Origin of the sequence: Chryseobacterium sp. JK1 (assembly GCF_050632815.1) — a bacterium.
In the GTDB taxonomy this organism is placed as follows: Bacteria; Bacteroidota; Bacteroidia; order Flavobacteriales; family Weeksellaceae; genus Chryseobacterium.
This window is the reverse complement of sequence record NZ_JBODRU010000001.1, coordinates 414,928-438,303: the sequence shown is the minus strand read 5'-3', so window position 1 is coordinate 438,303 and position 23,376 is coordinate 414,928. Positions and strand designations below refer to the sequence as shown.

18 protein-coding genes are annotated in these 23,376 nt (G+C 35.7%); 5 read left to right on the top strand and 13 right to left on the bottom strand.

The window, feature by feature from the left end; genetic code table 11:
- Window positions 1-12: 12 nt before the first annotated feature.
- From ACQ76T_RS02010 to ACQ76T_RS01990, 5 genes are all read right to left on the bottom strand, one after another.
- Window positions 13-1,377, bottom strand: a complete 1,365-nt coding sequence (locus ACQ76T_RS02010) for a methyltransferase domain-containing protein (RefSeq protein WP_431341682.1) — start codon at window positions 1,375-1,377, stop codon at window positions 13-15.
- Window positions 1,378-1,386: 9 nt separating this feature from the next.
- Window positions 1,387-2,106, bottom strand: coding sequence for a methyltransferase domain-containing protein (locus ACQ76T_RS02005; protein WP_431341681.1), 720 nt, complete (start codon window positions 2,104-2,106; stop codon window positions 1,387-1,389).
- Entirely contained in the window at window positions 2,103-3,272 is a 1,170-nt protein-coding gene (locus ACQ76T_RS02000; protein ID WP_431341680.1) for a hypothetical protein, read from the bottom strand. The genes ACQ76T_RS02005 and ACQ76T_RS02000 overlap by 4 nt, the downstream gene beginning before the upstream one ends.
- A gap of 63 nt (window positions 3,273-3,335) precedes the next feature.
- The gene (locus ACQ76T_RS01995) at window positions 3,336-3,509 is read right to left on the bottom strand and encodes a hypothetical protein (RefSeq protein WP_431341679.1); all 174 of its coding nucleotides are present in this window, start codon (window positions 3,507-3,509) and stop codon (window positions 3,336-3,338) included.
- Window positions 3,510-3,564: 55 nt separating this feature from the next.
- A complete protein-coding gene (locus ACQ76T_RS01990; RefSeq protein ID WP_431341678.1) occupies window positions 3,565-4,386 on the bottom strand; it encodes a tetratricopeptide repeat protein in 822 nt (273 codons plus the stop codon).
- A gap of 317 nt (window positions 4,387-4,703) precedes the next feature.
- Here ACQ76T_RS01990 and ggt point away from each other — a divergent pair, with 317 nt between their 5' ends.
- Window positions 4,704-6,392: a gamma-glutamyltransferase gene (gene ggt / locus ACQ76T_RS01985; protein ID WP_431341677.1), complete on the top strand. Its 1,689-nt coding sequence runs from the start codon at window positions 4,704-4,706 to the stop codon at window positions 6,390-6,392.
- 194 nt (window positions 6,393-6,586) lie between these two features.
- Window positions 6,587-7,867 (top strand): dicarboxylate/amino acid:cation symporter, encoded by a 1,281-nt coding sequence (locus ACQ76T_RS01980; protein ID WP_431341676.1) that lies wholly within the window; start codon window positions 6,587-6,589, stop codon window positions 7,865-7,867.
- 127 nt (window positions 7,868-7,994) lie between these two features.
- On the opposite strand, the gene ACQ76T_RS01975 is transcribed toward ACQ76T_RS01980, so the two are convergent.
- The 7 genes from ACQ76T_RS01975 to gyrB form a co-directional block, all read right to left on the bottom strand.
- On the bottom strand, window positions 7,995-8,846 hold the full coding sequence (locus tag ACQ76T_RS01975) for a diacylglycerol/lipid kinase family protein (RefSeq protein WP_431341675.1): 852 nt from the start codon (window positions 8,844-8,846) through the stop codon (window positions 7,995-7,997).
- A 43-nt stretch (window positions 8,847-8,889) separates the two neighbouring features.
- Entirely contained in the window at window positions 8,890-9,714 is an 825-nt protein-coding gene (locus ACQ76T_RS01970) for a DUF3298 domain-containing protein (protein ID WP_431341674.1), read from the bottom strand.
- 94 nt (window positions 9,715-9,808) lie between these two features.
- Complete coding sequence (locus ACQ76T_RS01965) at window positions 9,809-11,740, bottom strand: DUF3857 domain-containing protein (RefSeq protein WP_431341673.1); 1,932 nt, start codon at window positions 11,738-11,740, stop codon at window positions 9,809-9,811.
- A 2-nt stretch (window positions 11,741-11,742) separates the two neighbouring features.
- Window positions 11,743-13,635 carry a DUF3857 domain-containing protein gene (locus ACQ76T_RS01960; RefSeq protein WP_431341672.1) on the bottom strand — a complete coding sequence of 631 codons (1,893 nt, stop codon included), beginning with the start codon at window positions 13,633-13,635 and terminating at the stop codon, window positions 11,743-11,745.
- Between the two features lie 5 nt (window positions 13,636-13,640).
- Complete coding sequence (locus ACQ76T_RS01955) at window positions 13,641-15,563, bottom strand: transglutaminase domain-containing protein (RefSeq protein ID WP_431341671.1); 1,923 nt, start codon at window positions 15,561-15,563, stop codon at window positions 13,641-13,643.
- Between the two features lie 285 nt (window positions 15,564-15,848).
- Window positions 15,849-16,262 carry a DUF5684 domain-containing protein gene (locus ACQ76T_RS01950; protein ID WP_431341670.1) on the bottom strand — a complete coding sequence of 138 codons (414 nt, stop codon included), beginning with the start codon at window positions 16,260-16,262 and terminating at the stop codon, window positions 15,849-15,851.
- Window positions 16,263-16,344: 82 nt separating this feature from the next.
- Window positions 16,345-18,279 (bottom strand): DNA topoisomerase (ATP-hydrolyzing) subunit B, encoded by a 1,935-nt coding sequence (gene gyrB, locus ACQ76T_RS01945; RefSeq protein WP_431341669.1) that lies wholly within the window; start codon window positions 18,277-18,279, stop codon window positions 16,345-16,347.
- A 378-nt stretch (window positions 18,280-18,657) separates the two neighbouring features.
- Here gyrB and ACQ76T_RS01940 point away from each other — a divergent pair, with 378 nt between their 5' ends.
- Genes ACQ76T_RS01940 through ACQ76T_RS01930 form a run of 3 tightly spaced genes read left to right on the top strand, consistent with a single transcriptional unit; the run spans window position 18,658 to window position 21,527 of the window.
- Entirely contained in the window at window positions 18,658-20,001 is a 1,344-nt protein-coding gene (locus ACQ76T_RS01940; protein ID WP_431341668.1) for a cytochrome ubiquinol oxidase subunit I, read from the top strand.
- Window positions 19,998-21,002 (top strand): cytochrome d ubiquinol oxidase subunit II, encoded by a 1,005-nt coding sequence (locus ACQ76T_RS01935; protein WP_431341667.1) that lies wholly within the window; start codon window positions 19,998-20,000, stop codon window positions 21,000-21,002. Before ACQ76T_RS01940 ends, ACQ76T_RS01935 begins: the two co-directional genes overlap by 4 nt.
- A 9-nt stretch (window positions 21,003-21,011) precedes the next feature.
- Window positions 21,012-21,527 carry a ClbS/DfsB family four-helix bundle protein gene (locus tag ACQ76T_RS01930; RefSeq protein WP_431341666.1) on the top strand — a complete coding sequence of 172 codons (516 nt, stop codon included), beginning with the start codon at window positions 21,012-21,014 and terminating at the stop codon, window positions 21,525-21,527.
- Between the two features lie 36 nt (window positions 21,528-21,563).
- On the opposite strand, the gene lysS is transcribed toward ACQ76T_RS01930, so the two are convergent.
- Window positions 21,564-23,261 (bottom strand): lysine--tRNA ligase, encoded by a 1,698-nt coding sequence (lysS, locus tag ACQ76T_RS01925; RefSeq protein WP_431341665.1) that lies wholly within the window; start codon window positions 23,259-23,261, stop codon window positions 21,564-21,566.
- Window positions 23,262-23,376: the final 115 nt, after the last annotated feature.

Here is a 23,376-nt window from a genome sequence, read left to right as displayed (position 1 = left end):
TCAAAGTTATTTTCAACTTATTTTCAATACTTTAATATTTATTAAGCTGTTGATATTATTCAACAAATCCTGTAAATCATAATCAATTTCAAATTCAGACTGTATCTCATCAAGAATGAACTGTAAACTTTTTGTTCCATCAATTCTTGAAAGAAGTTCAATCATAAAGTCTGCATTTTCATACTGAAACCCTTGTTTGGTAAAGAAGGCGGACCTGTAATCAGTTTCTCCCATATTGGTTATTGTAAACTCACGGTTTACAAATAAAGGCTGGGAAATACCCAGAACTGAATTCAGTGATACTATCGTATTACTTATTCTTTTTCTTGCGACAAATGCCCAATTTTTATGAACAATCGTTGAAAGATGCTTATCAGAACTCATATAAGGTGTTTCTACAAAGTCTTCGTCTATTATTTCAAAATCGAAGCCAGTAAAGACTTTTTTAATTTCTGAGGGCAGTAACTTGTGTGCAAAATTATCATAAGGATATCCCACAGGACCCAAATTAATAAAAAGGCCGCCAGGCTTCAGCACCCGGTCTATCTCCTGAATATAAGATTCCACATTCATCACATCAATGAAATAAATTGACAACAAGATATCCATAGATGCTGATCTCAGAGGAAGGTTTCTAACGTCAGAAATAAAAGGAATAATGTTTCCTGAAGAGGAATCTTTAGTCTTCTGAATAGTATGGGGAATGCAGGAGTCATCAATATTATAAATGTTGGATTCGTTGATCTCCATTAATTTAATAGGGCGTTCATTTACAATTTCATTAAAGAAATACATCATGCGGTAAGACAAATCCGAACAGTAAACTGTGGCAGATAAAAGTTTAGAAAACTCCCACGCAAACCGCCCGGTTCCACTTCCGATAAAAAATACATTTTCAGGGTTATCAGAATGTTTATCAATCAGCATTTTGACTGCTGTGATGATGATATTCAATTCCTTTTCACATTCCGGAAGATATGACCAGTCCCTTTTCAAATATAAAAGTTCTTTCCCTACAACCGGATCATGGCTTAAGGTAATATACTGAAAATGATCCGCCTGAACGTATTTTCTTATAGGATCAAGCATTTTATCATAGATCAGCAAGTTTTCTTGATAAGCAGCTATAATCCTATTGATGATCTCTGCACGATCAGCCTGGAATTTTGACAACTCTTTATTCTGCTGAAGATAATGGGTTACGTTCTTACTATGATTTTTTATACTGAAGAAAACTTCAGACAGAAAAAAAGAACTGTCGTTTACTAAAACCGGTGTATTATTAACCGTATGATAAACACTTGAACATGATGCACAGGTAATATCTTCAGAATCGATTTCTAAAGAATTCTTGCAATTAACACAGATAAAACTCATTAAGGGTAATTATTTTATGGCTAAAAAACCTTCAAAACAAAGGTATTTCATAACAGAGGTAACATCTTCGAAGCCTGCTCTTTTCAACAGGTCTAAATTTCCGTTGGTAGAAAAGGGCTCTAAAACCCCCTTCAGGCTCCGCTGTTTCGAAATAATCTCTTCAGGAGTATAGCCTCTGTCCAGCTTGTACTCCATATATAAGGTAGAAATGATATCCTGAAACCGGGCATCACAAGCGCGTACTTTTTCGAAATAGATAAAAGCCCCGCCCCAGTTAAGAGAATTATAAATTTTATCAATGACCAGCTGGCGTACCCGGGGATTGATAAACTGTACGGAATAATATGAAATAATAAGATCAGATTTTTCCAACTCCAGGTTAATGATATCGTCGCAGATCAAATTAACATTATTGAAATCTGCGCACTTTTTTTGCGCCTGAAAAATCATGTCCTGCTCAATGTCAATTCCTGTTATCTTAATCTGCTTTTCCATATCATGATTCCGATGGTGTATTTTTTCCAGTAAGGTTCCGGTACTGCAGCCAATTTCATAAATATGGGATCCATTATTCACAAAAAAATCAGACAGAGAGCATATAAGATCATGTCCCTGATTGTAATAAGGAACAGATAACTTCACATGTTCATCAAAATTTTCGGCTACAGATCCTGAAAATTTCCAGTTGGATTCTATCGACACAATATTGTTTCCTACGATACTTTTCATAACGCTTTCTGCAGATTTTTAGATTTAAACTTATCAAGATCAAACACATATACCTGATCTTTTATATCTAAAGAATCAAATAGTTCTTTTCTTTTTTCATAGAGTTTCTCATATCCCTCACAGAATATAGCGAACATTTCTTTTCCGTATTCACTTAATATCTGGTCAGAATACTGCTGATACTGATTGATTCCCAATCCGTATTTATACATTCTGAATGCATATCTTCCTATCAGTTCCAACCTTGAATCTTCATCCAGATTTTCTTCATGATCAAGAATAACATCAAAAATATAATTCCCAGAGTACTGAGGGAAGAATGAATAAAAGGCATTAATAAGATCACGATCATCAGTTTCAATCCCTGAAAAATGAGACATCGGGGTTGTATAATCCATAATAAACAATCTATCCCGATCTATAGACATCGGATAAAACAAAGCATGACCACATTGATGGGTAATTTCCTCCAAAAAGAAAATATCAGAAACTTTTTCGTTAATCAGATTAACATATGCATTATTCAGAGTACATATAGAAGCAAAAGAATTCAGCTGACTACTGGTAAATAAAACGATCCTTCTCATAGAATAATTAAGCCAGTCGGCATAGAAAGGAGTATGCTTTCTGATCAAGTGAAAGGCATTATTTAAATGCAATACACTTTTTTCGAGACCAGTTTCTAAATCTATATTTTCAGTCTGGTCCGGAAAAAACTGGATGATACTTTCATCTTCAGATCTGCATATCTCGATATCGGTGTCATTGATGTAAACTTCTTCCTTGAAGGAAACAAGTTCAACTTCTTCATCAGATTTAAAAACACCATAGGAATTATCGTCTTTGATTCTAATCTCAACATTCTGATTGGGCTCGCTGGTATAAAAATATCCTATTTTAGGAACATGAACAACACCATGTTTATTAGAAACAGCTTTAATCTTTGATGGTACAGGATCCAGAAACCCGGAAACCATCTGCTCAACAGGAATTGTAATCCCCGTACTGAAAGCAGAGCAGACCATAGGTTCATTAAAGGCATCCGTATCATCTAAAAGAGCGTACAGATTCTCATGTTTTTCTTTGAATAAACTACGGAAGATAAGCTCAAATTCCTCACTTCCCTCTTCTAAAAGGGTTTCAAAATATTGTTGTTCGATTTTCATGGTGGTATAGTTATGTGTGGAAAAAAGGCTGAATTTTTCAATTCAGCCCTGTTTTATGGCTTATTAACCAAGAGTTTTAATTCCAGGAGCCGGAGCTGGTGCAAGTACAACTTTTGTATAACCTGGGTGACAATACTGCTGTAAAGTCAAGGCTCCACCATTGATCTTGTTTAACATTTCACTTTTTACAGCTTTTTGCTCAAACTGATCCAGAGATAATCTTTTTTTTGTTTTCATGATATAAAAATTTTAAATTGTGCCTACTCTTTGTCTGGTTTTTCGGCTTCCCCCATTATTTTTTCATAAAGGCTTCTATTTCCCATATCCCTACCTGATAAGGATATTTCTCATATAAGGCTCCGTTTTCATTGATAGAATTGCCGGAAGCATAATATGTTGCCACATCTTGCATTAAAGATTTAAACTGTTGATTGTCTTTATGTATATTTTGTAAGCATATTGCTTTATAATAGAGAGCATCAGAAAATTTAGGCTGTAATTTCAGCGCGTTATCAAAGGCAGATACTGCCTCTTTATATTCTCTTTTCTCGTACTTTATAATTCCCAGATAGAAATAAGATGAGGGTGAGATCCAATCTTTCCCGAATTTTTTTTCTATAAAATCCAAATCCAGATTAATGTACTTCTCAGCTTTTTCGTATTGATTTAATTGAAGATAGCAAAGTGCTCTGTAAAAATTATATGTATGGTCATTTTCAAAACCTTCCCCAAATTCAGCAGATGCCTGATCAAAGTCTTTAATCGCACTCTTATAATCTTTGGAAAATATACAGTTCAGATATCCCCTTCTTCCCAAGTATCCCTGCCTGTCATACTTCACTGCTTTGTCGTAGTAATCCAGCGCGATGGTATATTTCCTTATTTTCCAGTAGGGTAATGCTCTCCTTTGCCATAGTAATGCGATCGTTGAATCTTCTTTTATTGCATTTTTAATATTGTCTTCCCAACCCTGCTCCAGATAATGGTATTTATATGCTCCATGATCAAGATATTTTGTAAGAATATCCTTTTGCCTCTGAGTGAGATCCTGAGAAAATGCTATTGAACATATAAATATATATGATAAATAAATTATTTTTCTGAAGAAAAGCATGATTTGGTTATTCGTTTTTATATCAACAATGTTAGATATATTTAATGAAATAACAAAATAATTTAATATTTATTTAATAATATTTTATTATGTTAAATAAATACTGCGAATTTATTATTTTAACGAAAAATAAAAACTTAAAGAAATTCACCATGAATAGACACTTTACAGTTTTTAATTCTAATTTTCTTGAATAAGTCCGAAAAATAAATCTCACATATGTGATAAAAATTGAAATAAAATACACAGATCATATCATTCCCATCGACGATGTTTTTAGGCAAAAAATTCTTTATTTTTGTTATAAAGAAAATCATATGAAGAAGTTTTTAATTGTTTCAGTACTGCTGGCCAGTCAATTAAGCTGGGCACAATTTACCGACATCACCATAATCAAGGAAGTTCAGGTAAAGAATAAAGGAGTTGTAGTTTCTGCACATCCTCTGGCCAGTGAAGCAGGAGCAAAAATACTAAGGATGGGAGGAAATGCTTATGATGCAGTCACAGCCACCCAATATGCATTAGCAGTAGTTTATCCTCAGGCGGGAAACATTGGTGGCGGCGGATTTTTAGTGGGAGTTAAAAACAATGGTGAAAAGTTTACACTGGACTATAGAGAAACTGCTCCCAAAAAAGCTTCCAGAGATATGTATCTTGATAAAAACGGAAAAGCAGATACCGACCTTTCTCAAAACGGAAGACTGGCCGTAGGTATTCCAGGAAGTGTGGCAGGATTCTTTGCAACACTGAAATACTGCAAACTCCCTATGGAAAAGATTATCCAGCCTGCAATTGAACTTGCAGAAAAAGGATTTGCCATTACAGATAAAGAAGCAGAAATGCTCAATAACCAAAGAGAAAAATTCCAGAAACATAATAAATCATCTATTATTTTTGTAAAAGATGCTCCATGGAAAGCTGGAGATTTATTAATTCAAAAAGATCTGGCTGAGACCCTGAAGCTGATTCAGAAATTGGGTGCTAAAGGTTTTTATGAAGGGAAAACAGCTGATCTTCTTGTTGCTGAAATGAAAAGAGGTAATGGAATCATCACGCTGGAAGATCTAAAAAATTATAAAGTTGCTGAAAGAAAAGCACTGGAATTTGAGTATAAAGGAAACAATGTTGTTACCATGCCTTTACCATCAAGCGGAGGACTTCTTTTAGCACAGATGCTGAGAATGGCGAGTTTCGAAAATCTGGAAAACTATCAGCAGAATTCTACAAAAGCGGTGCAGATTATGGCAGAAGCAGAAAGAAGAGCTTTTGCTGACCGTGCAGAATATATGGGAGATCCAGATTTTATTAAGGATAAAACACCTTACCTGATCTCAGATGAATATCTTAAAAAGAGATGGAAAAACTTCAGTTTTGATAAAGCCACTCCCAGTGCAGAAGTGGGAAAAATCATTGCACAGCCAAAAGAATCTACCCAAACTACCCATATTTCCGTATTGGATAAGGATGGAAATGCTGCCTCTGTAACGACTACTTTAAACGGATATTACGGAAGTAAAGTTCTGGTTTCAGGAGCCGGATTCTTTTTGAATAATGAAATGGATGATTTTTCCATCAAACCCGGAGTTCCGAATATGTTTGGAGCTGTTGGCGGAGAAGCCAATTCTATTCAACCTAATAAAAGGATGCTTTCTTCCATGACCCCTACGATTCTTCTTAAAAATGGAAAACCTTACATGGTTGTAGGAACACCGGGAGGAACTACTATTCCAACCTCTGTTTATCAATCTATTGTAAATGTTGTTGATTTTAAACTGAATGCCAACATTTCAGTGAACGCACCCAAGTTCCATCATCAATGGCTGCCAGAAACCATTACTGTAGAAAACAATTTCCCGGAAAGTACCATTTCTGAGCTGAAAAGCAAAAATTACGTCATTGAAAAAACAAAATATATCGGCAAAACAGAAATGATCGTCCTGGACGAAAAAGGAAATATCCATGCTGTTGCAGATGGTCGTGGAGATGACTCTGTAGCTACAGAATAGTATAATTTTCAAGACATAAGATATAAATGGGACCGAATTGAAGCTTTCGGTCCTTTTTTATCACTATTAATCAGCAGTTTTTCAGAAAAAACCTACTCCCTATCCACACCACTGTATCTTTATATTAAATGTAATGACTTTTGTCATATTTTTAAAAAAAAATCATAATTTCGCCTTCTCAAAAATCATTTATATTGAAAGCAAAAAAGATTTACCAGCAGCTTTATTTTCAGGTGATCATCGCCATTATTACAGGGATACTTTTAGGAAAATTTTATCCTGAACTGGGAGAAAAAATGAAACCACTGGGGGATGGCTTCATCAAACTGGTAAAAATGATTATTGCTCCGGTAATTTTCATTACCCTTACTTTAGGAATTGCCCACATGACGGATCTAAAAAAAGTAGGCCGAATTGCCATAAAAGCAATGATTTACTTTTTTACATTTTCAACGCTTGCCTTAATCATCGGGTTATTTGTTGGAAATATTTTACAACCCGGGCACGGTCTCAACATAGATCCTTCCACACTTTCAGGGGATGTGTCACAATATCAGGCAAAAGCTCACGAATCTACCCTTACCGGATTTATTATGAATATTATCCCGGAGACCTTATTCAGTCCTTTAGTGGGTGATAATATTCTTCAGGTCCTTCTGGTTGCCATTTTGATGGGAGTAGCTTTGGTTCTTACCAAAGAGAAAAGCCAGAGAGTTACAGATTTTCTACAGGATCTTTCAACACCGGTATTCAAAATTGTTCATATCCTGATGAAACTGGCGCCTATCGGAGCTTTTGGAGCAATGGCATTTACCATAGGAAAATATGGCCTTCATTCTGTATTGAACCTGATATTTCTGGTAGCTACCTTTTATCTTACCTCTATTCTTTTTGTGGTATTGGTTCTAGGCGCGGTTGCCTGGTATAATGGTTTTAATATTTTTAAGTTCCTTTTCTATCTTAAAGAAGAACTGCTTCTTGTTTTAGGAACCAGCTCTTCAGAATCGGCTCTTCCCGGATTGATGCAGAAACTTGAAAAAGCAGGCTGTTCAAAAACAATAGTTGGTCTGGTGGTTCCCACAGGCTACTCTTTCAATCTGGACGGAACCAATATTTATATGACTCTGGCTTCATTATTTATCGCACAGGCACTGAATATCCATCTTCCTATTGAAAAACAGCTGATGCTTCTTCTCGTGGCAATGCTCAGTTCAAAAGGTGCAGCAGGAGTCACCGGTGCCGGATTTGTTACCCTTGCAGCAACTTTAGCTGTTGTTCCTGAGATTCCTATTGCAGGAATGACATTAATTCTGGGAATTGATAAATTTATGAGCGAGTGCCGTGCTTTGACAAACGTTATTGGAAATTCCGTAGCTACAGTGGTGGTTGCCAATTGGGAAAAGCAGCTTGATAAAGAACAGCTCCTTTACTGTTTAGATCATCCTCAGGAAATCGAGAAAAAGCTGGAAGCATAGATAAGTGGTAGATGGTAGGTTTTAGGGATTTTGAATCGGAGGGTTTAACGTTGTGGGTGACCAGAAAGAAAAACAATCCACATCTCATCCCGCGCAACTAGCAACAAATAATTCGCACCCCGAAACTCTAAACCAAAATATTCAGACTCGCTGGCTGTACTTTTACATGAACTGGGGATTGAATTTTATTGAATTCCCCATCAAGATGCCAGTTCTTGGTATTGACTTTGAATGAAATCTCAGAAACTGGAAGATAAGTAACGTATTCATCATCTTTCAGGCGCTTGGTAAACATTCTGAAAGCAAATAGCGCAGAATAGGTCAACGGGAATTTCTTCACCAAAACCATATCTACCAAACCGTCACTTTTACTTGCTTTGGGAGCAATGTAAGCATTATTTCCAAACTGTCGGGTATTAGCAATATTCAGCATAAGGTATCTACCGTTGTACTGCTGATACTTTTCATCAAAGAACTTCACCTTGATCGGTTTATAATTGAAAAAGGTCTTCAGAGAAACTTTGATATAGTTTTTGAATCCACGGCTTGTTTTTTCAAACTCCTTCACCACTTTTCCGTCAAATCCTGTTCCTGAAACGTTGATGGAAAGCTTGTCGTTTACCGTAAACGTATCTATTTTTCTGGATTTTTTTGCTTTTATTTTTTCTAGAAGTTCGTCAAGATTTTTACTGAATTGGGTTTCATTAGAAAATCCGTTTCCTGAACCGGCAGGGAAAATCGCAAGCACTTTCTCTGTATTGATAAGATTTTTGGCTACCGTAGAAATGGTACCATCTCCTCCAATGGCTACAAAAATATCCACATCATTAAAGTGCGTCTGAATAAATTCATCAGTTCCCGGAATAGATTCCGAAATGTAATACAGTGGATTTTCAACCTTCGCTGTAAGCTCATTTAAAAACGGCTGGTAATTTTTTTTGGCTGAAAAGGGATTGATAATAAAAGCTACTTTGTTCATCACCGCAAAATTAAAAAATGCTTACTGAATAGTAAGCATTAATTTACTTAATTTTCATTCTTTCTTTAAATTCTGCATTTAAAGTACCTTTTAATTCTTCCCAGGAAACAGGAATTGTGATATCTCCAGCTGCAAAAGCAGCAATTTCGTAAGGACTATAATGGAAATACAGGTTTTTCTCATCGAAATAGAAGTTGTCGGATGCCGGAATTTTATCAACTAAAAGCATTTCAGAGTTTTTCACTTCCCCATCGCTGTCTGTAGTTCCGCTGTTAATTTTATCAATATTCTTCATCAGAATTACTTCAATTTTATTTTTAGGCATTGAAGTAATGTCTGAAAGTTCAAGTTTTTTACTGTTTTTAAGATCAAAGACTCTTTCGGAAAAACCATATTCATCATGAGCTCCTCCTATGTATGAGCTTCCTGTATACTGAATATGCATATATCCATTATTATTGGATTTCAAATTCATATAAGAGTCCGAATACCATTTCTGGGCATAGGTAATATCAGAATATGAATCGTCATCTTCCTTCATAGACTTGAAATAGTTGTTTTTTTCACTTTCAAGATACGCCTGAAGACCGGCTTTGGAAAAGTCCTTGATTTTTTCGTTATGAAAATAGATACTGTCTAAGAGTTTTTTGTCTTTTAAAGTAGGAAAGACCAATAGTTTGGAGGTAAAAGAGGCCCGTAAGGAATCTGTTATTGTAACGGAATCATTTATTTTAACAGAGTCTACAACCAATGCTTCAGCAGATTTATTATCTGTTTTTTCGGTCGTTTCTCCTTTTGGTTCTCCTTTTTTACAAGCCGTAATGGCAAGGAATGAAGACAATGCTAAAACAGCGATCGTATTTTTCATAATTTTAATTTTTTGATAACAATACAAAAACCATTCAAAAATTGAATGGTTTTGAAAAATATTTTTACGAAATAAATTATTTCTGATGAATCAACTACTTTTTAACAAGGCTGATCACCTGGTTTTCAAATTTTGAAGCCACGCCCCAAATCTGTTTAAAGGCAGGGTAATATTCTTTAGGATAATCCGGACTGCTTATTTTTGATGTAGAAGTAATTTCCAGTTTGTTGCCTTTTTGCACAACAGAATAGCTGTATGTAATTTCTTTATCTTCAGTGACTATCTTTTTTTCTTTCGGCATTTCTTCAATTACATATCCTTCCGGGATTTCAAGGATGACCTTTTTGGTTTTTGTAGAAGGAGTTCCAAAATCAATCGGATATTTTCTTTCTTCAATCTGATCAAATTCGTTGGAATTTTTACTTAAAAACAGCATTGGGTTAATAATCATCTTCTTCCCCACTTTATCAATCAGATTTGAAGAAGAGAAATTCATTTTGCTTTCAAATTCTCCGTTTTCAAGAACTTTTGATTCTATCCCGGTAAAATCTATTGAGAAGTTATCTTTATACTGTTTCTTATATTTTTCAGGATTCTCATCATAACTGTCTTTCACATACATGGCAAATGCCCCGGTATCACGATCTGAATAAGTTCCGGAAACACTTCCATCTTCATTGATCTTTGCATCCACAGTAAGGAATGTGTTGCTTTCCTTCTGATTGATCATTTTAATAAGCAACGCTTTATTTTTAGTGACCACCACTCCGTATTCATTCCAATTACCTAAAGGAATTTCATCTATAGAGGACTGTTTGTGGGTAGCATCATAGATATGTAAAGCTCCATCAATTTCTACGCTGGCCAATACAAAATTCATTTTAGAAACATTGGGAGATACCAGGTTTAGCACCCCGTTGTCTACAGTAGAAATAATAAGAGGATCTGCTTTGATTCCTGCTTCACGAAGCATCATCACAAGGAAAAGATTGATTTCTGCTGTATTTCCTACTTTGGTATCCAATAGTTTTTTGATTCCATCTTCTGTATAAATGCCACGGTCTTTATTCCATTTGAATGTTTTCTGAACATATGAAAAGATCGCGTTGGATTTTTCAAGATCTGTTTTCATTTCCAAAACACCTGCAGGAATGCTTTCTTTGGCCAGTTTTGTTTTTTTCAATTCTCCGCCGAAGTCTTCGTTCTGGTACAGTCTTTTCCCGATCTGATCCCAGGAAGAGGAGTACAGTTTAAGCTCTTTGAAGTTAGTTGAATTCAGCTCACCGCTAATTTTAGTACGGAAATTTTTATCATTTCTTACCCATTTCTCAGTTTTGAATCCTTTCAGGTTTTCATAGGCAAATCTAAATGTTTTATACTGAGTTCCATACATATTTCGGTCTTCAATTTCCCTGTATTTTGGTGGGATACTTCCTGTATAGTTGATGTTATAAGCGATACTCAGCGGAGCATCCAAAACATATTCTGTATTTAGAGATGGGATATCAGATTCTATCAGCATTTCCGGAACGATGAATAAGAATGGGGAGATCACTTCGTATTGATATTCCAGAACAGATCCGTTCTTCACATTGGGAAAAGCGAATTTGTTCACCGTAACATTTTTACTTTCTTTACTTTTATACTGGGAGCTCTTTTCTACTTTTACGGGAACTACATTTCCGTTTTCAAGGTTATAGGTAAATGCTTTGAATTTTCCTAATGCTTCTCTCTCGCTATTAAAACTGTAAAGAGGAATTTCAAGGTTCAACCAGTCTTCAGCTTTGTCTTTATCGTAGATTTTCACCCTGTAAAAGTACTTTTTACTCATGTTTCCTGTAGAAGTATCTACCATAAAGTGCATAGACTTGTACAGAATTTCTGCGGGTGCGTTTTCATCCAATAAAGATTTTGCCTTGGAAAGATCTGCTTCGTTAAATTTGGGAGGGTTTAGAAAGGCATATTTCTGAGCGTTCACCAGCAATGTCCCTGTGGAGCAAACCAACAGTAAGAATATTTTTTTCATCGTTATATTTTTGTAATTAGAATTTTTGAGTTATCCATATTCATGATCTTCTTTCTGAAACTCACATATTCATTATATTTTTCTTTTGGATAAATACCTTTAATAATCTGTATTTTTCTTACTACTTTCACCTGAGCATCACTTTTTACAAAGCTTATCTTATAAGAACCAAATTCTGAAGTGATGTTGGAATCTGTAGGCGTTTCGTCTATTTTATATCCTTTAGGGAGGGTAAAGGCAATTTCATAATCGTCTTCGTAAGATTGTCTTACCTCAAATGGAAGTTCGCGGCTCTCGTCGGTTTTGTAAACATCATCCGTGAAAATCGGAACAGCTCTGAACAGAAGGCTGCTGCCCACTTTTTTGGAGAAATTATTGGTTTTAAAATCTATATCATATGTTATCAATGCTTTGTCTCTGTCATTGATAAAGTTTTTCATTTCAACTTTTTCAAAATTCAATGTTTTGAATCTTCGTTTCAAAGCTTCATTTTTTTCTTTCGGATCCAGATTGATAAATCCTAAGTTAAAGTCGTATTGACTTCCAGTATAGTAAAAGTTTCCTTCTCCTGTAATGCTATTGTCTTCATTAAGGTTAACCTTCAGCAACTGCTTTTCTTTATTCTGCTCTGCTTTATAAACCGGCGTATTGATCAGTTCAATACCTTTTGGCGTTACAGCCAGTACATTTCTGTCGGTAGTACTATAGTTTAGGTGATTGAAAGCAATTTGCTGAGAAGTGTTTTCAAGCCATATATCTCCTTTTTCCGTAGGAACCATCAGAATGGCATGATTACCACCCATAGAAGGAAAATCAGGATCAAAAGAAACCTGTGATGCACTGGAATTGATGATACAATAGTGAGACGGAATCCCAGCTTCATTCAAAAGGGTTTTCATATAATTGGTAAGACCTTTACAGTCTCCATATCCTTTTTTATTCACCTCATCCGGCATCATAGGAAGCCATCCTCCTATTCCCAATCCTACAAATATATATCGCGTCTTTGACTGCATATGCTGAAACAGCTTTTTCACTTTATCTTCTGTAGATCCTTCCAGTTTCAATGCAGCAATTTCGGATTTAATAGCTGGTGTGGAAACAGCAACCGGTTCCACAAGGTTATTGTAATACCAAACTCCGAAGTCTTTCCAATTGTTTAAAGTTCCTTTTCTTCCTGCCAGATTGAACTGTACCAATGAAAAGCCCACTTTAGGTAAAATTTTCACGGGTTCCGGTACCATAAAATCGTCATCAATAGCCGGAACATTTTTGTAAGAATATGTTTTTTCTGTACTATTCCCACTTTCTATAACTGAGGTGTAGTTATATTTTGAAGGATAATTTTTAGTTTTAAGTTCAATTCCTGATTTATTAATGATCTTAAGCTGACTTTCTTCCAGGGAAGTATTATTGGAAGAAAAGGGTACAAAATCCGGAATAAAAACGGTATTTTCATCCGTCAGCTCATAAGAAAAGTCTATCGTATAAGGGTAATAAGCTGAAGTATAAGATAATGCTAAAACCCTGTTATCTGAATAGAATATTCCCTGAGGATTATTGGCAAAGTCATTAAAATCAGATTTTGAAAAACTTTTCACTTTTTTGCCTGCTTCGTCGTAGATGGTTACCTTTACATTAGAAATATTGTCTCCTTTTTGGTAAGGGATATAGATTGCCGCTTTGGAATCTCCATCTTTATTAAGAACAGTTGTCACTTTATTATACTGATACCTGATCTCATCAATTTTGTTGATCTGAGCGGTTGTAAAGTTTTTTCTGATCACAACATCTGCGTTCTTCTTTAAGTTTTCCGGAATTGCAGAAGCCGGAAAATTCTGTGCGAAATACAATGAGGCTGTAGATAAAGCCCCTACTATTAAAAATTTCATCATTATTGTTATTTTTTCACTAAACTGATCACCTGGTTTTCTGTATCGGAAACAATCTTCCAGATCTGTTTGAAAAACGGATAGTATTCTTTGGGATAATTCTGGCTGGCAACTTTTACACCGGAGGTAATTATTACTTTGTTGCCTACATTCTCAACCTTATAATTAAAGGATATCTCTTCATCATCTGTTGCTATTTTTTTATCTTTCGGAAGACTTACTACTTTATAGTTCTCCGGAATTTCAAGCTCTATCCTTTTTTCCTTATTAAAGGCCGAAATAAAATCTATCTGATGTACTCTCTGCTCTGTCTGGTCGAAGGATTCTTTATCTGCATTAAGAAAAAGCAGTGGATTGATGATCACTTTATTTCCGACAACATCCATTAAATTGTTCTCTGAAAACACCAGTTTCGTTTCAAAATCACCGTCTGCAAGCAGTTTTGACTCTACATTCTTACTATCTAAATTGTATTGAGCAGGAAAAGATTGTTTATATTTTTCCTTGTTCATTTCAAACTCATCGTAGGAATCAATAGCGTACATCCCATTATCTTTTCGTACAAAAGTTCCTTTTACCGTATTATTTTCAATATCTAAGGTCGCTTTAATATCGAATTCTTTCTTACTTACATTGGTGTTGGAGAATGAAATGGATGTTCCTTTATCTTTTTCCAACAGGATTCCGAAATCATTCCAGTCTCTTTCAGGAAGTAAATTGACCTTAGAATTAGGAGATGTTGCATCATAAAAATAAATCTGATTATTGATTTTAACAGAAGCCAATACAAAGTTTAGATTATTGAAATTCGGAGAAATAATATTTAAAATTCCATTATCTACCGTAGAAATCAGCAATGGGTTGGCCTCAATTCCGGCATCTCTCAACAACATAATCAAAAGAAGGTTGATATCAGCACTGTTCCCTGATTTTGTTTTGAGAAGCTGTTTCAAACTCTGGGAAGCGATTACTCCATCATTTCTGTTCCATTTATAATTTTCTTTTACAAAATTGAAAATTTTATCTGCTCTTCCTGAAGGTTCATAATACGTTTTAATGTTTTCAGGAAGTACATCTTTTATATTGCTTTTCAAAAATCCTCCGAAGTCATCATAGTTCCGGAATTTCACTGCAACATCATTCCAGTCCTTGAAACCATCATACACAAAATTTTTGGAAGAATATCTCTTCAGTTCAGGCTTTATTTTCCCTCTAAATCTATCCAGATCCTTTACATGCTTTTCCTTCTGGATCGACTTTATATTTTCATACCCGAATCTGAATACATTATATAAGGAACCCAATCTATCTTCAGTGCTTGAAATATGGTATTTAGGTTTAATAAGATTTCCTGTTGTATTGAAAACATAGGTAATGGCTTCGTCGGGATATTCCAGATTATACTCCTCGTAAACCACGGGAATATTATATTCCAGGAAATAAACAGGATTCAGAATGTTCCGGCTCGTTACCTTATAACTGTATTCTATTATCGATCCATCTGCAATATTAGGGAGGGCTAGTTTATAAATATTCAACCCTTTTGTAAAATTTTCTTTCAGTTGTTCTTTTTTATCGATGACAATTTTTTCCACCTTATTATTGGAAAGATTATAAATCTTGGCCTCAAATCTACTTAGCGACTCATCCGTTTGTAAAGGAATGTTGATGTTTAGCCAATCTTCCGATCGTTTTTTATCGTATATCTTGATTTTAGAATAGTATTCTTTCTCCAAAGACTTATCATTCAATACATTATACCTCATGCTGTTATAGAGAATTTCAGCAGGAGCATTTTTTTCTATTAAAGAATTCATCTTTTTCAGATCTGCTTCGTCAAAGGGAGGTGGGGAAAGAAATTTGTTTTGAGCAAAAAAAATGTTAAATGCCAGACAACTTACAGCTACAGTAAGCTTAGGTAGCTTGTTCATGGTTTTTATGTTTTTATTAGTTTTGAAAGATAATTGCCTACAAAGAGATTGTGAATTGAAGTAAGAGAGTGCTTATAAATCTTCAGTAAATATTTTTTTCATCACGATTATTAAAGTTCTGCAAACATAAGAAAATCTTAATTATTGTTAAAATAATATTAAAATAAATTTAAAAACCTGATTATCAATCACATAAATGCAATTAAGCATTGTCATTCAATAATATTAAGACATTAAGGTATAAAAAAAGACTTCATTTCTGAAGCCTTTAATTTTTTTATTTTTTTAATCATTTGGAATTTTCTTACTATCAAATGTATCACCGCCCAATCCTAGTACGGGGATAAAAATAAATCCAAAAATTAGAATCAGAATGGTGTACAATGGAGTTTCCTTGGAAAAACCTTTAGCGAGTCTGTCATACACAACCCAATAAGCATAGATATTCACCAATGGAATGCAGAAAAGAATGATCCACCATATTGGTTTTTTCACGATATCCAGGAGTACGATCCCATTATAAATAGGGATAAAAGCGGCCCATGCATCTTCTCTTCCCGCTTTTTGGAAAATTTTATACATACAGTATCCGTAAAAAATATAGCACACTAAACCGAAGAACATTGTTCCGATCCCAAGTCCTGCAGCAGCAGCGCCATTCATCCCTTCATAAGGGTCTGCTTGTAAAAGAGTTAACATAGTATTATTTTTTTTGATTTGTCCAAATATAAAAAAAGCTTCTAAATAATTAGAAGCTTTTTTATTATATTTTTAAAAACGATTATGCATCAATCTTTGCATATTTCGCATTTTTTTCGATGAATTCTCTTCTTGGTGGAACTTCATCTCCCATCAACATTGAGAAAACACTGTCTGCTTCCACTGCATTATCAATGGTTACCTGCTTCAGTATTCTGTGTTCTGGGTTAAGTGTTGTTTCCCAAAGCTGCTCAGGGTTCATTTCTCCAAGACCTTTGTAACGCTGTACTTCTACTCCTTTTCCGTCCGGAGACATTTCCAGTGTAAACTCTTCACGTTCTTTTTCGTTATAAGCATACACTTTTTTGTTTCCTCTCTTTAATAAATATAAAGGAGGTTGAGCGATATAGATATATCCGTTCTCAATAAGTTCCTTCATATATCTGAAGAAGAAGGTAAGAATCAGGGTAGAAATGTGAGAACCATCAATATCGGCATCGGTCATGATTACAATTTTATGGTATCTCAGCTTAGCCATATTCAATGCTTTGCTATCTTCTTCCGTACCTACAGAAACTCCAAGAGCGGTGTAGATATTTCTGATTTCTTCATTATCGTAAACTTTATGAAGCATAGATTTCTCTACGTTCAAAATCTTACCTCTCAAAGGAAGAATAGCCTGGAAGTGTCTGTCACGTCCCTGTTTAGCCGTTCCACCTGCGGAATCCCCCTCTACAAGGAAGATCTCAGATTCTGCCGGATCTTTAGATGAACAGTCAGATAATTTACCCGGAAGACCAGAACCTCCCATTGGAGATTTTCTCTGAACCATTTCACGAGCTTTTTTAGCGGCTTGTCTTGCTTTTGCTGCTAAAACAACTTTCTGAACAATTATTTTAGCTTCATTAGGGTTTTCTTCCAAAAAGTTGGTAAGCATTTCCCCTACAATTTTATCTACAGCTCCTGAAACTTCAGAGTTCCCTAATTTTGTTTTGGTCTGCCCTTCAAACTGAGGTTCCATTACCTTTACAGAAACTACAGCTGTTAATCCCTCACGGAAGTCATCACCGGTAATTTCTACTTTTTCTTTCGCTGGAAGGCCCAATTCGTCAGCATATTTCTTTAAAGTTCTTGTTAAAGCTCTTCTGAAACCTGCAAGGTGGGTTCCCCCTTCGTGGGTATTAATATTATTAACATAAGAGTGAAGATTTTCATTGAAAGAAGTGTTGTAACGCATCGCCACTTCTACAGGAATATCATCTCTTTCTCCTTCCATGAAAATCACATGTTCCATAATAGACTCACGGTTTCCATCGATGTAAGCAACGAATTCTTTTAATCCTCCCTCAGAATGAAAAATTTCTGATTTGAAAGAACCGTCTTCCAATTTCTCTCTCTCATCAGTAAGCGTTATATTGATTCCTTTATTAAGGTAAGAAAGTTCTCTTAAACGGCTTGCTAATGTATCGTAATTGTAAACTAATTCTGTAAATATTGTATCGTCCGGCTGGAAAAACTGCTTGGTCCCTCTTATTTCACTGTGACCAATCTCTTCAACTCCTGTCTGAGCTTTTCCTCTTGAATAGATCTGTTGGTATACATTCCCGTCTCTGTAAACAGTAGTGATCATTTCGTTGGAAAGTGCATTCACACAAGAAACCCCAACTCCGTGAAGACCACCGGAAACTTTATAAGAATCTTTATCAAACTTACCTCCGGCACCTATCTTTGTCATTACAACCTCAAGGGCTGATTTTTGTTCTTTTTCGTGGAAGTCTACCGGAATACCTCTACCATTATCGCTTACTTCAATTCCGTTTCCTTCTTTAATGCTTACGAAGATCGTATCACAGTATCCTGCCAACGCTTCGTCAATAGAGTTATCTACTACTTCATAAACCAAGTGGTGAAGTCCTCTGACTCCTACATCACCAATGTACATTGAAGGACGCATACGAACGTGCTCCATTCCTTCCAATGCCTGAATACTACTAGCTGTATATTGTTTCTGACTCATATCAAATATTAAAATCTTGCCATATGCAAAGACCTACAAATATCGTGATTTTTTTCGAGGTATAAAAGTTAAATAATGTCAAAAAAGCATTGATATAAGAATAAAAAACGCCAAAAGAAACCTATCTGTATTTTTAGAGTAATCAATTTAAATCATTATAAATTCAAAATCAATTTTTTATCATTTTTTGAAAGTAATGATCTTGGAACCTATACTATTTTAAACAGGCCTATTTTGTCATTCAAAATCTTGATTGAGGGCTGTTATTTAGAAATAAAGGAAACAAAGTTAAAATTCTTTTCATCAAGTCATACTGTATTAAATCATACCTGGGATCAATAATTTATACGTAAATTTATTTACTCAAAAGTTGGTATTATGGATGATTTTATTGCTGCCCGTGCGCAGATGGCCCTTTCTCTGGGCTTCCATATCATTTTCTCGTGTGTAGGTATGGTAATGCCTTTTTTAATGGCTTTTGCCCATTGGAAATACTTAAAAACAAATAATGAAGTATATAAAGGTCTTACAAAAGCCTGGAGCAAAGGAGTTGCTATTCTGTTTGCAACGGGTGCTGTTTCCGGAACTATGCTTTCCTTTGAACTTGGACTTCTGTGGCCCGGATTTATGAAACACGCCGGACCTATATTCGGGATGCCGTTTTCTCTGGAAGGGACGGCTTTTTTTATTGAAGCAATCGCCATAGGATTCTTCTTATATGGTTGGGAAAGATTCAATAAATGGTTTCATTGGTTCTGTGGATTTCTTGTAGGTATAAGTGGTCTTGCTTCTGGTATTCTGGTTGTAGCAGCTAACTCATGGATGAACTCTCCTTCCGGTTTTGATTATATTAATGGGCAATATCTCAATATAGACCCTATCAAAGCGATGCTCAACGACGCCTGGTTTCCACAAGCGCTTCATATGACGGTAGCCGCATTTTGTGCAACCGGGTTTGCTGTGGCCGGAGTTCATGCCTTTATGATTATGAGAAAAAGGAATGTTGAATTTCATACCAAAGCTTTTAGAATTGCTGTAGGCTTTGCCTTGATCGGAGCATTTGGAGCCCCTTTGAGCGGGGATGTTGCTGCAAAGTCCGTAGCACAAAGGCAACCCATCAAACTGGCCGCTATGGAGGCACATTTTGAAACAGAAAAAGGAGCTTCTTTTGTTATCGGTGGTATTCCAGATGAAAAAAACGAAGAAATAAAGTATGCTATTAAGATTCCTAAAGTTTTAAGTTTCCTGGTAAGCAATGATTTTAATGCAGAAGTAAAAGGACTTAAAGATTTTCCAAGAGATGAATGGCCTCCGGTTGCAGTTGTGCATTATGCTTTTCAAATCATGATTTTCTTCGGAGTGGTGATGATTGGTATTGGAGCTGTTTACTTATATGCTTTCTTCTTCAGAAAAAAATGGCTGAGTAAACACTGGCTGCTCAAAACCTTTTTAATAGCAACCCCTTTCGGATATATTGCACTGGAAGCGGGATGGACGGTAACAGAAGTAGGCAGACAGCCATGGATTATCTACGGAATCATGAGAACAGTTGATGCAGTAACTCCAATGCCGGGAATACAGTATTCTTTCTATTTCTTTACGGCTATTTTCATATCCTTATCATTGATTCTTGTTTTCCTTTTAAAGAGACAGATTCAAATGGTTCCAAAACTTTACGACCCTACCGACTCTCAGTTTAACGATAAAAACAAGAAATCATGATTTACATTGTTATAGGCTTTCTCTGGCTTTCCATCTGTCTTTATATTATTCTGGGCGGAGCAGATTTCGGGGCTGGTATTGTAGAACTTTTTACCAATAAAAAGGCCCGTCACAAAACCCAGGAAATCATGTATGAATCTATTGCTCCTGTTTGGGAAGCTAATCATATGTGGCTCATCATTGCGATTGTAATTCTTTTTGTAGGGTTTCCCGAAATCTATACTACAATGTCTACCTATCTTCATATTCCGCTGGTATTAATGCTTGTAGGGATCATTGCAAGAGGAACCGCATTTACCTTCAGACATTATGATGCTGTAAAAGATAACTGGCAGGTTCTGTATACCCATATTTTTTACTATGCCAGTCTTCTGACTCCTTTCTTCTTAGGATTAATTGCAGCTGCAACCGTTTCGCATTCCATCAATCCGGATGCCACCAATTTCCTGGATTTGTATATTTACAGTTGGTTAAATTGGTTTGGAGTATCCGTTGGTTTATTTACGGTAGCGCTTTGTGCTTATCTTGCCTCTATTTTTTCGTTGAGAGAAACCAAAGACAAGTCTGAGCTTTTATTAATGATCAGAAAATCCAAACAGACCATGATCTTCGTGGTTATTACCGGAATTCTTGTATTTGCTACTGCCTATATTTCAGATATTCCACTCTTAATGTGGGTGTTTTCAAAACCTTTAGGAATTATGGCGATTGCTTTTGCTACGATTGCCCTACTTCTTATTCTTCGGGCTCTGAACCGTCAGAAGTTGCTTCCAGTACGTGCACTTGCAGGATTTCAGATGGTGATGATCCTTGTAGCCGCTACCTATCAGCATAATCCAAACATTATTCTTTTAGGCAATGGGCAACATCTTTCTCTTTTAGAACATATGGCACCGGCAAAAACTATTTCTGCTTTGGGTTGGGCACTCATGCTCGGTTCACTATTTATTCTTCCGTTTTTATTTTATCTGATGGCTTCTTTCAGTAAGTTGAGAAAATAACCATACGTAATGCAAAATTATAAGGATAAAACCGAGCTTATTGAAGAAATCAGGAAAAGATATCTTCTGTATGATCAGGAATTTAAAGATATAAAAGAAGAAGACAAAGATCTATTAAAATCCGGAGTTGATAAAACACCTTCTCAGAATCTCTCCTATCAGATCGGATGGACAGAATTACTTCTTCAATGGGAATCTGATGAAAAGAAAGGCATTGATGTAAAAACACCAACTCCTGATTATAAGTGGAATAATTTAAAAGGTTTATACGAATCTTTTTACAATCAATATGGAGCTTTCAGCATTGCTCAACAGAGAAATCTGTTGAAAAAGCAGGTGAACGAAATTATAGAATGGATAGAATCCTTGGATCATGAAACCTTATTTTTACCGGAACAGAGAAAATGGGCCACAACGCCTGTAAAATGGCCGGTCTGGAAATGGATTCACATCAATACCATAGCACCGTTTAAAAATTTCAGGACACCGCTTCGGAAATGGAAAAAAGAAAAAGGTACAGAATAATTCTGTACCTTTTATATGTATACCTTATGAGAAATCTTATGCCAATTTCATCAAAAGATTTTCGTCAATTTTCTCTACTTTCACAATGTTATTTTTTGTCAAAGTCTTAGACGCTTTGTCCCATTTCTTACCAGATAACTGGCTTCTTTCCTTTACTTCAGCTAAAGACATTGCTTCTTCCTGAGAATTAAGGATTTCAAGAATAACTTTTTCATCCTCTCCCAGTTCAATTTGAGGAACTGCTTTCTCTGGTCTCATCTGAGGGAAGAATAATACTTCCTGGATAGAAGCGTTGTTCGTTAAGAACATGATCAATCTGTCCATACCAATTCCTAATCCTGAAGTTGGTGGCATACCATATTCAAGAGCTCTTAGGAAATCCTGATCGATGAACATTGCCTCGTCGTCTCCTCTTTCTGATAAAGCCATCTGTGCTTCAAAACGCTCCCTCTGATCGATAGGATCATTAAGCTCTGAATAAGCGTTGGCAATTTCTTTACCGCACACCATCAATTCAAAACGCTCTGTTAAGCCTTCTTTGCTTCTGTGCTTTTTCGTTAATGGAGACATTTCAACCGGATAATCTGTAATGAATGTCGGTTGGATGAAGTTTCCTTCACATTTCTCACCGAAGATCTCATCAATTAATTTCCCTTTACCCATCGTCTCATTCACTTCAATACCGATAGACTTCGCGAAATCGTATAATTCCTTCTCAGTTTTTCCGGTGATATCGAAACCTGTAAATTTCAGGATCGCTTCTGTCATAGAAACTCTTGGATAAGGAGCTTTGAAATCTACATTATGTTCTCCGAATGTAGCCGTTGTAGTTCCGTTTACCTGAATCGCACAGAATTCCAATAATTTCTCAGTGAAATCCATCATCCAGTTGTAATCTTTGTACGCTACATAGATTTCCATAGCGGTAAATTCCGGGTTGTGAGTTCTGTCCATTCCTTCATTTCTGAAATTTTTAGAGAACTCATATACTCCGTCGAAACCACCTACGATCAATCTTTTCAGATATAATTCGTTAGCAATTCTTAAATATAATGGAATATCTAATGCATTGTGGTGCGTGATAAACGGTTTCGCAGCTGCTCCACCAGGGATTGACTGTAAGATTGGAGTTTCTACTTCAAAATATCCTGCATCATTAAAGAAAGTTCTCATGGCATTGAACAATTTTGTTCTTTTCACGAAAATTTCTTTTACCTGTGGATTTACCGTTAGATCTACATAACGCTGTCTGTATCTTAATTCCGGATCTGTAAACCCGTCATGTACAACTCCATTCTCATCGGTCTTCGCTTGAGGAAGAGGACGTAAAGCTTTGGTAAGAAGGGTAAAGTTTTTCACTAAAACTGTCTTCTCTCCTACCTGAGTGGTAAACAATTCTCCTTCGATACCGATAATATCACCGATATCCAAAAGGTGCTTGTATACTTCATTATAAAGTTCTTTATCTTCACCCGGACAGATCTCGTCTCTGTTGAAGTAAACCTGGATTTTTCCTTTAGAATCCTGCAATTCTGCGAAAGAAGCTTTCCCCTGAATTCTGCGTGACATCAATCTACCAGCGATCTTCACCTGTTTACTTTCAGAAAAGTCCTGTTTTATAGATTCTGTAGTATCTGTAATTGTATACTCATCCGCAGGGAACGCATTAATCCCCATTTCAGTAAGCTTATTCAGCTTTTCTCTTCTAATGATTTCTTGTTCTGATAATTGCATTTCTTATTTTTCTAAAAGCGTACAAATTTAGGCATTTTTGAGTTGACCGTCAATTGATTTTTTCAGAAATTTTAAAATGAAAAGCGAAACAATGGAATTACTACGGAAAAGTCGG

Coding starts and splice junctions, on each gene's coding strand:
- ACQ76T_RS01935 (WP_431341667.1), top strand. CDS start 19,998: ATGATTTACATTGTTATAGGCTTTCTCTGGCTTTCCATCTGTCTTTAT.
- ACQ76T_RS02000 (WP_431341680.1), bottom strand. CDS start 3,272: ATGAAAATCGAACAACAATATTTTGAAACCCTTTTAGAAGAGGGAAGT.
- ACQ76T_RS02005 (WP_431341681.1), bottom strand. CDS start 2,106: ATGAAAAGTATCGTAGGAAACAATATTGTGTCGATAGAATCCAACTGG.
- ACQ76T_RS01975 (WP_431341675.1), bottom strand. CDS start 8,846: ATGAACAAAGTAGCTTTTATTATCAATCCCTTTTCAGCCAAAAAAAAT.
- ACQ76T_RS01990 (WP_431341678.1), bottom strand. CDS start 4,386: ATGCTTTTCTTCAGAAAAATAATTTATTTATCATATATATTTATATGT.
- ACQ76T_RS01965 (WP_431341673.1), bottom strand. CDS start 11,740: ATGAAAAAAATATTCTTACTGTTGGTTTGCTCCACAGGGACATTGCTG.
- ACQ76T_RS01930 (WP_431341666.1), top strand. CDS start 21,012: ATGCAAAATTATAAGGATAAAACCGAGCTTATTGAAGAAATCAGGAAA.
- ACQ76T_RS01950 (WP_431341670.1), bottom strand. CDS start 16,262: ATGTTAACTCTTTTACAAGCAGACCCTTATGAAGGGATGAATGGCGCT.
- ACQ76T_RS02010 (WP_431341682.1), bottom strand. CDS start 1,377: ATGAGTTTTATCTGTGTTAATTGCAAGAATTCTTTAGAAATCGATTCT.
- gyrB (WP_431341669.1), bottom strand. CDS start 18,279: ATGAGTCAGAAACAATATACAGCTAGTAGTATTCAGGCATTGGAAGGA.
- ACQ76T_RS01995 (WP_431341679.1), bottom strand. CDS start 3,509: ATGAAAACAAAAAAAAGATTATCTCTGGATCAGTTTGAGCAAAAAGCT.
- ACQ76T_RS01970 (WP_431341674.1), bottom strand. CDS start 9,714: ATGAAAAATACGATCGCTGTTTTAGCATTGTCTTCATTCCTTGCCATT.
- lysS (WP_431341665.1), bottom strand. CDS start 23,261: ATGCAATTATCAGAACAAGAAATCATTAGAAGAGAAAAGCTGAATAAG.
- ACQ76T_RS01960 (WP_431341672.1), bottom strand. CDS start 13,635: ATGATGAAATTTTTAATAGTAGGGGCTTTATCTACAGCCTCATTGTAT.
- ACQ76T_RS01940 (WP_431341668.1), top strand. CDS start 18,658: ATGGATGATTTTATTGCTGCCCGTGCGCAGATGGCCCTTTCTCTGGGC.
- ggt (WP_431341677.1), top strand. CDS start 4,704: ATGAAGAAGTTTTTAATTGTTTCAGTACTGCTGGCCAGTCAATTAAGC.
- ACQ76T_RS01955 (WP_431341671.1), bottom strand. CDS start 15,563: ATGAACAAGCTACCTAAGCTTACTGTAGCTGTAAGTTGTCTGGCATTT.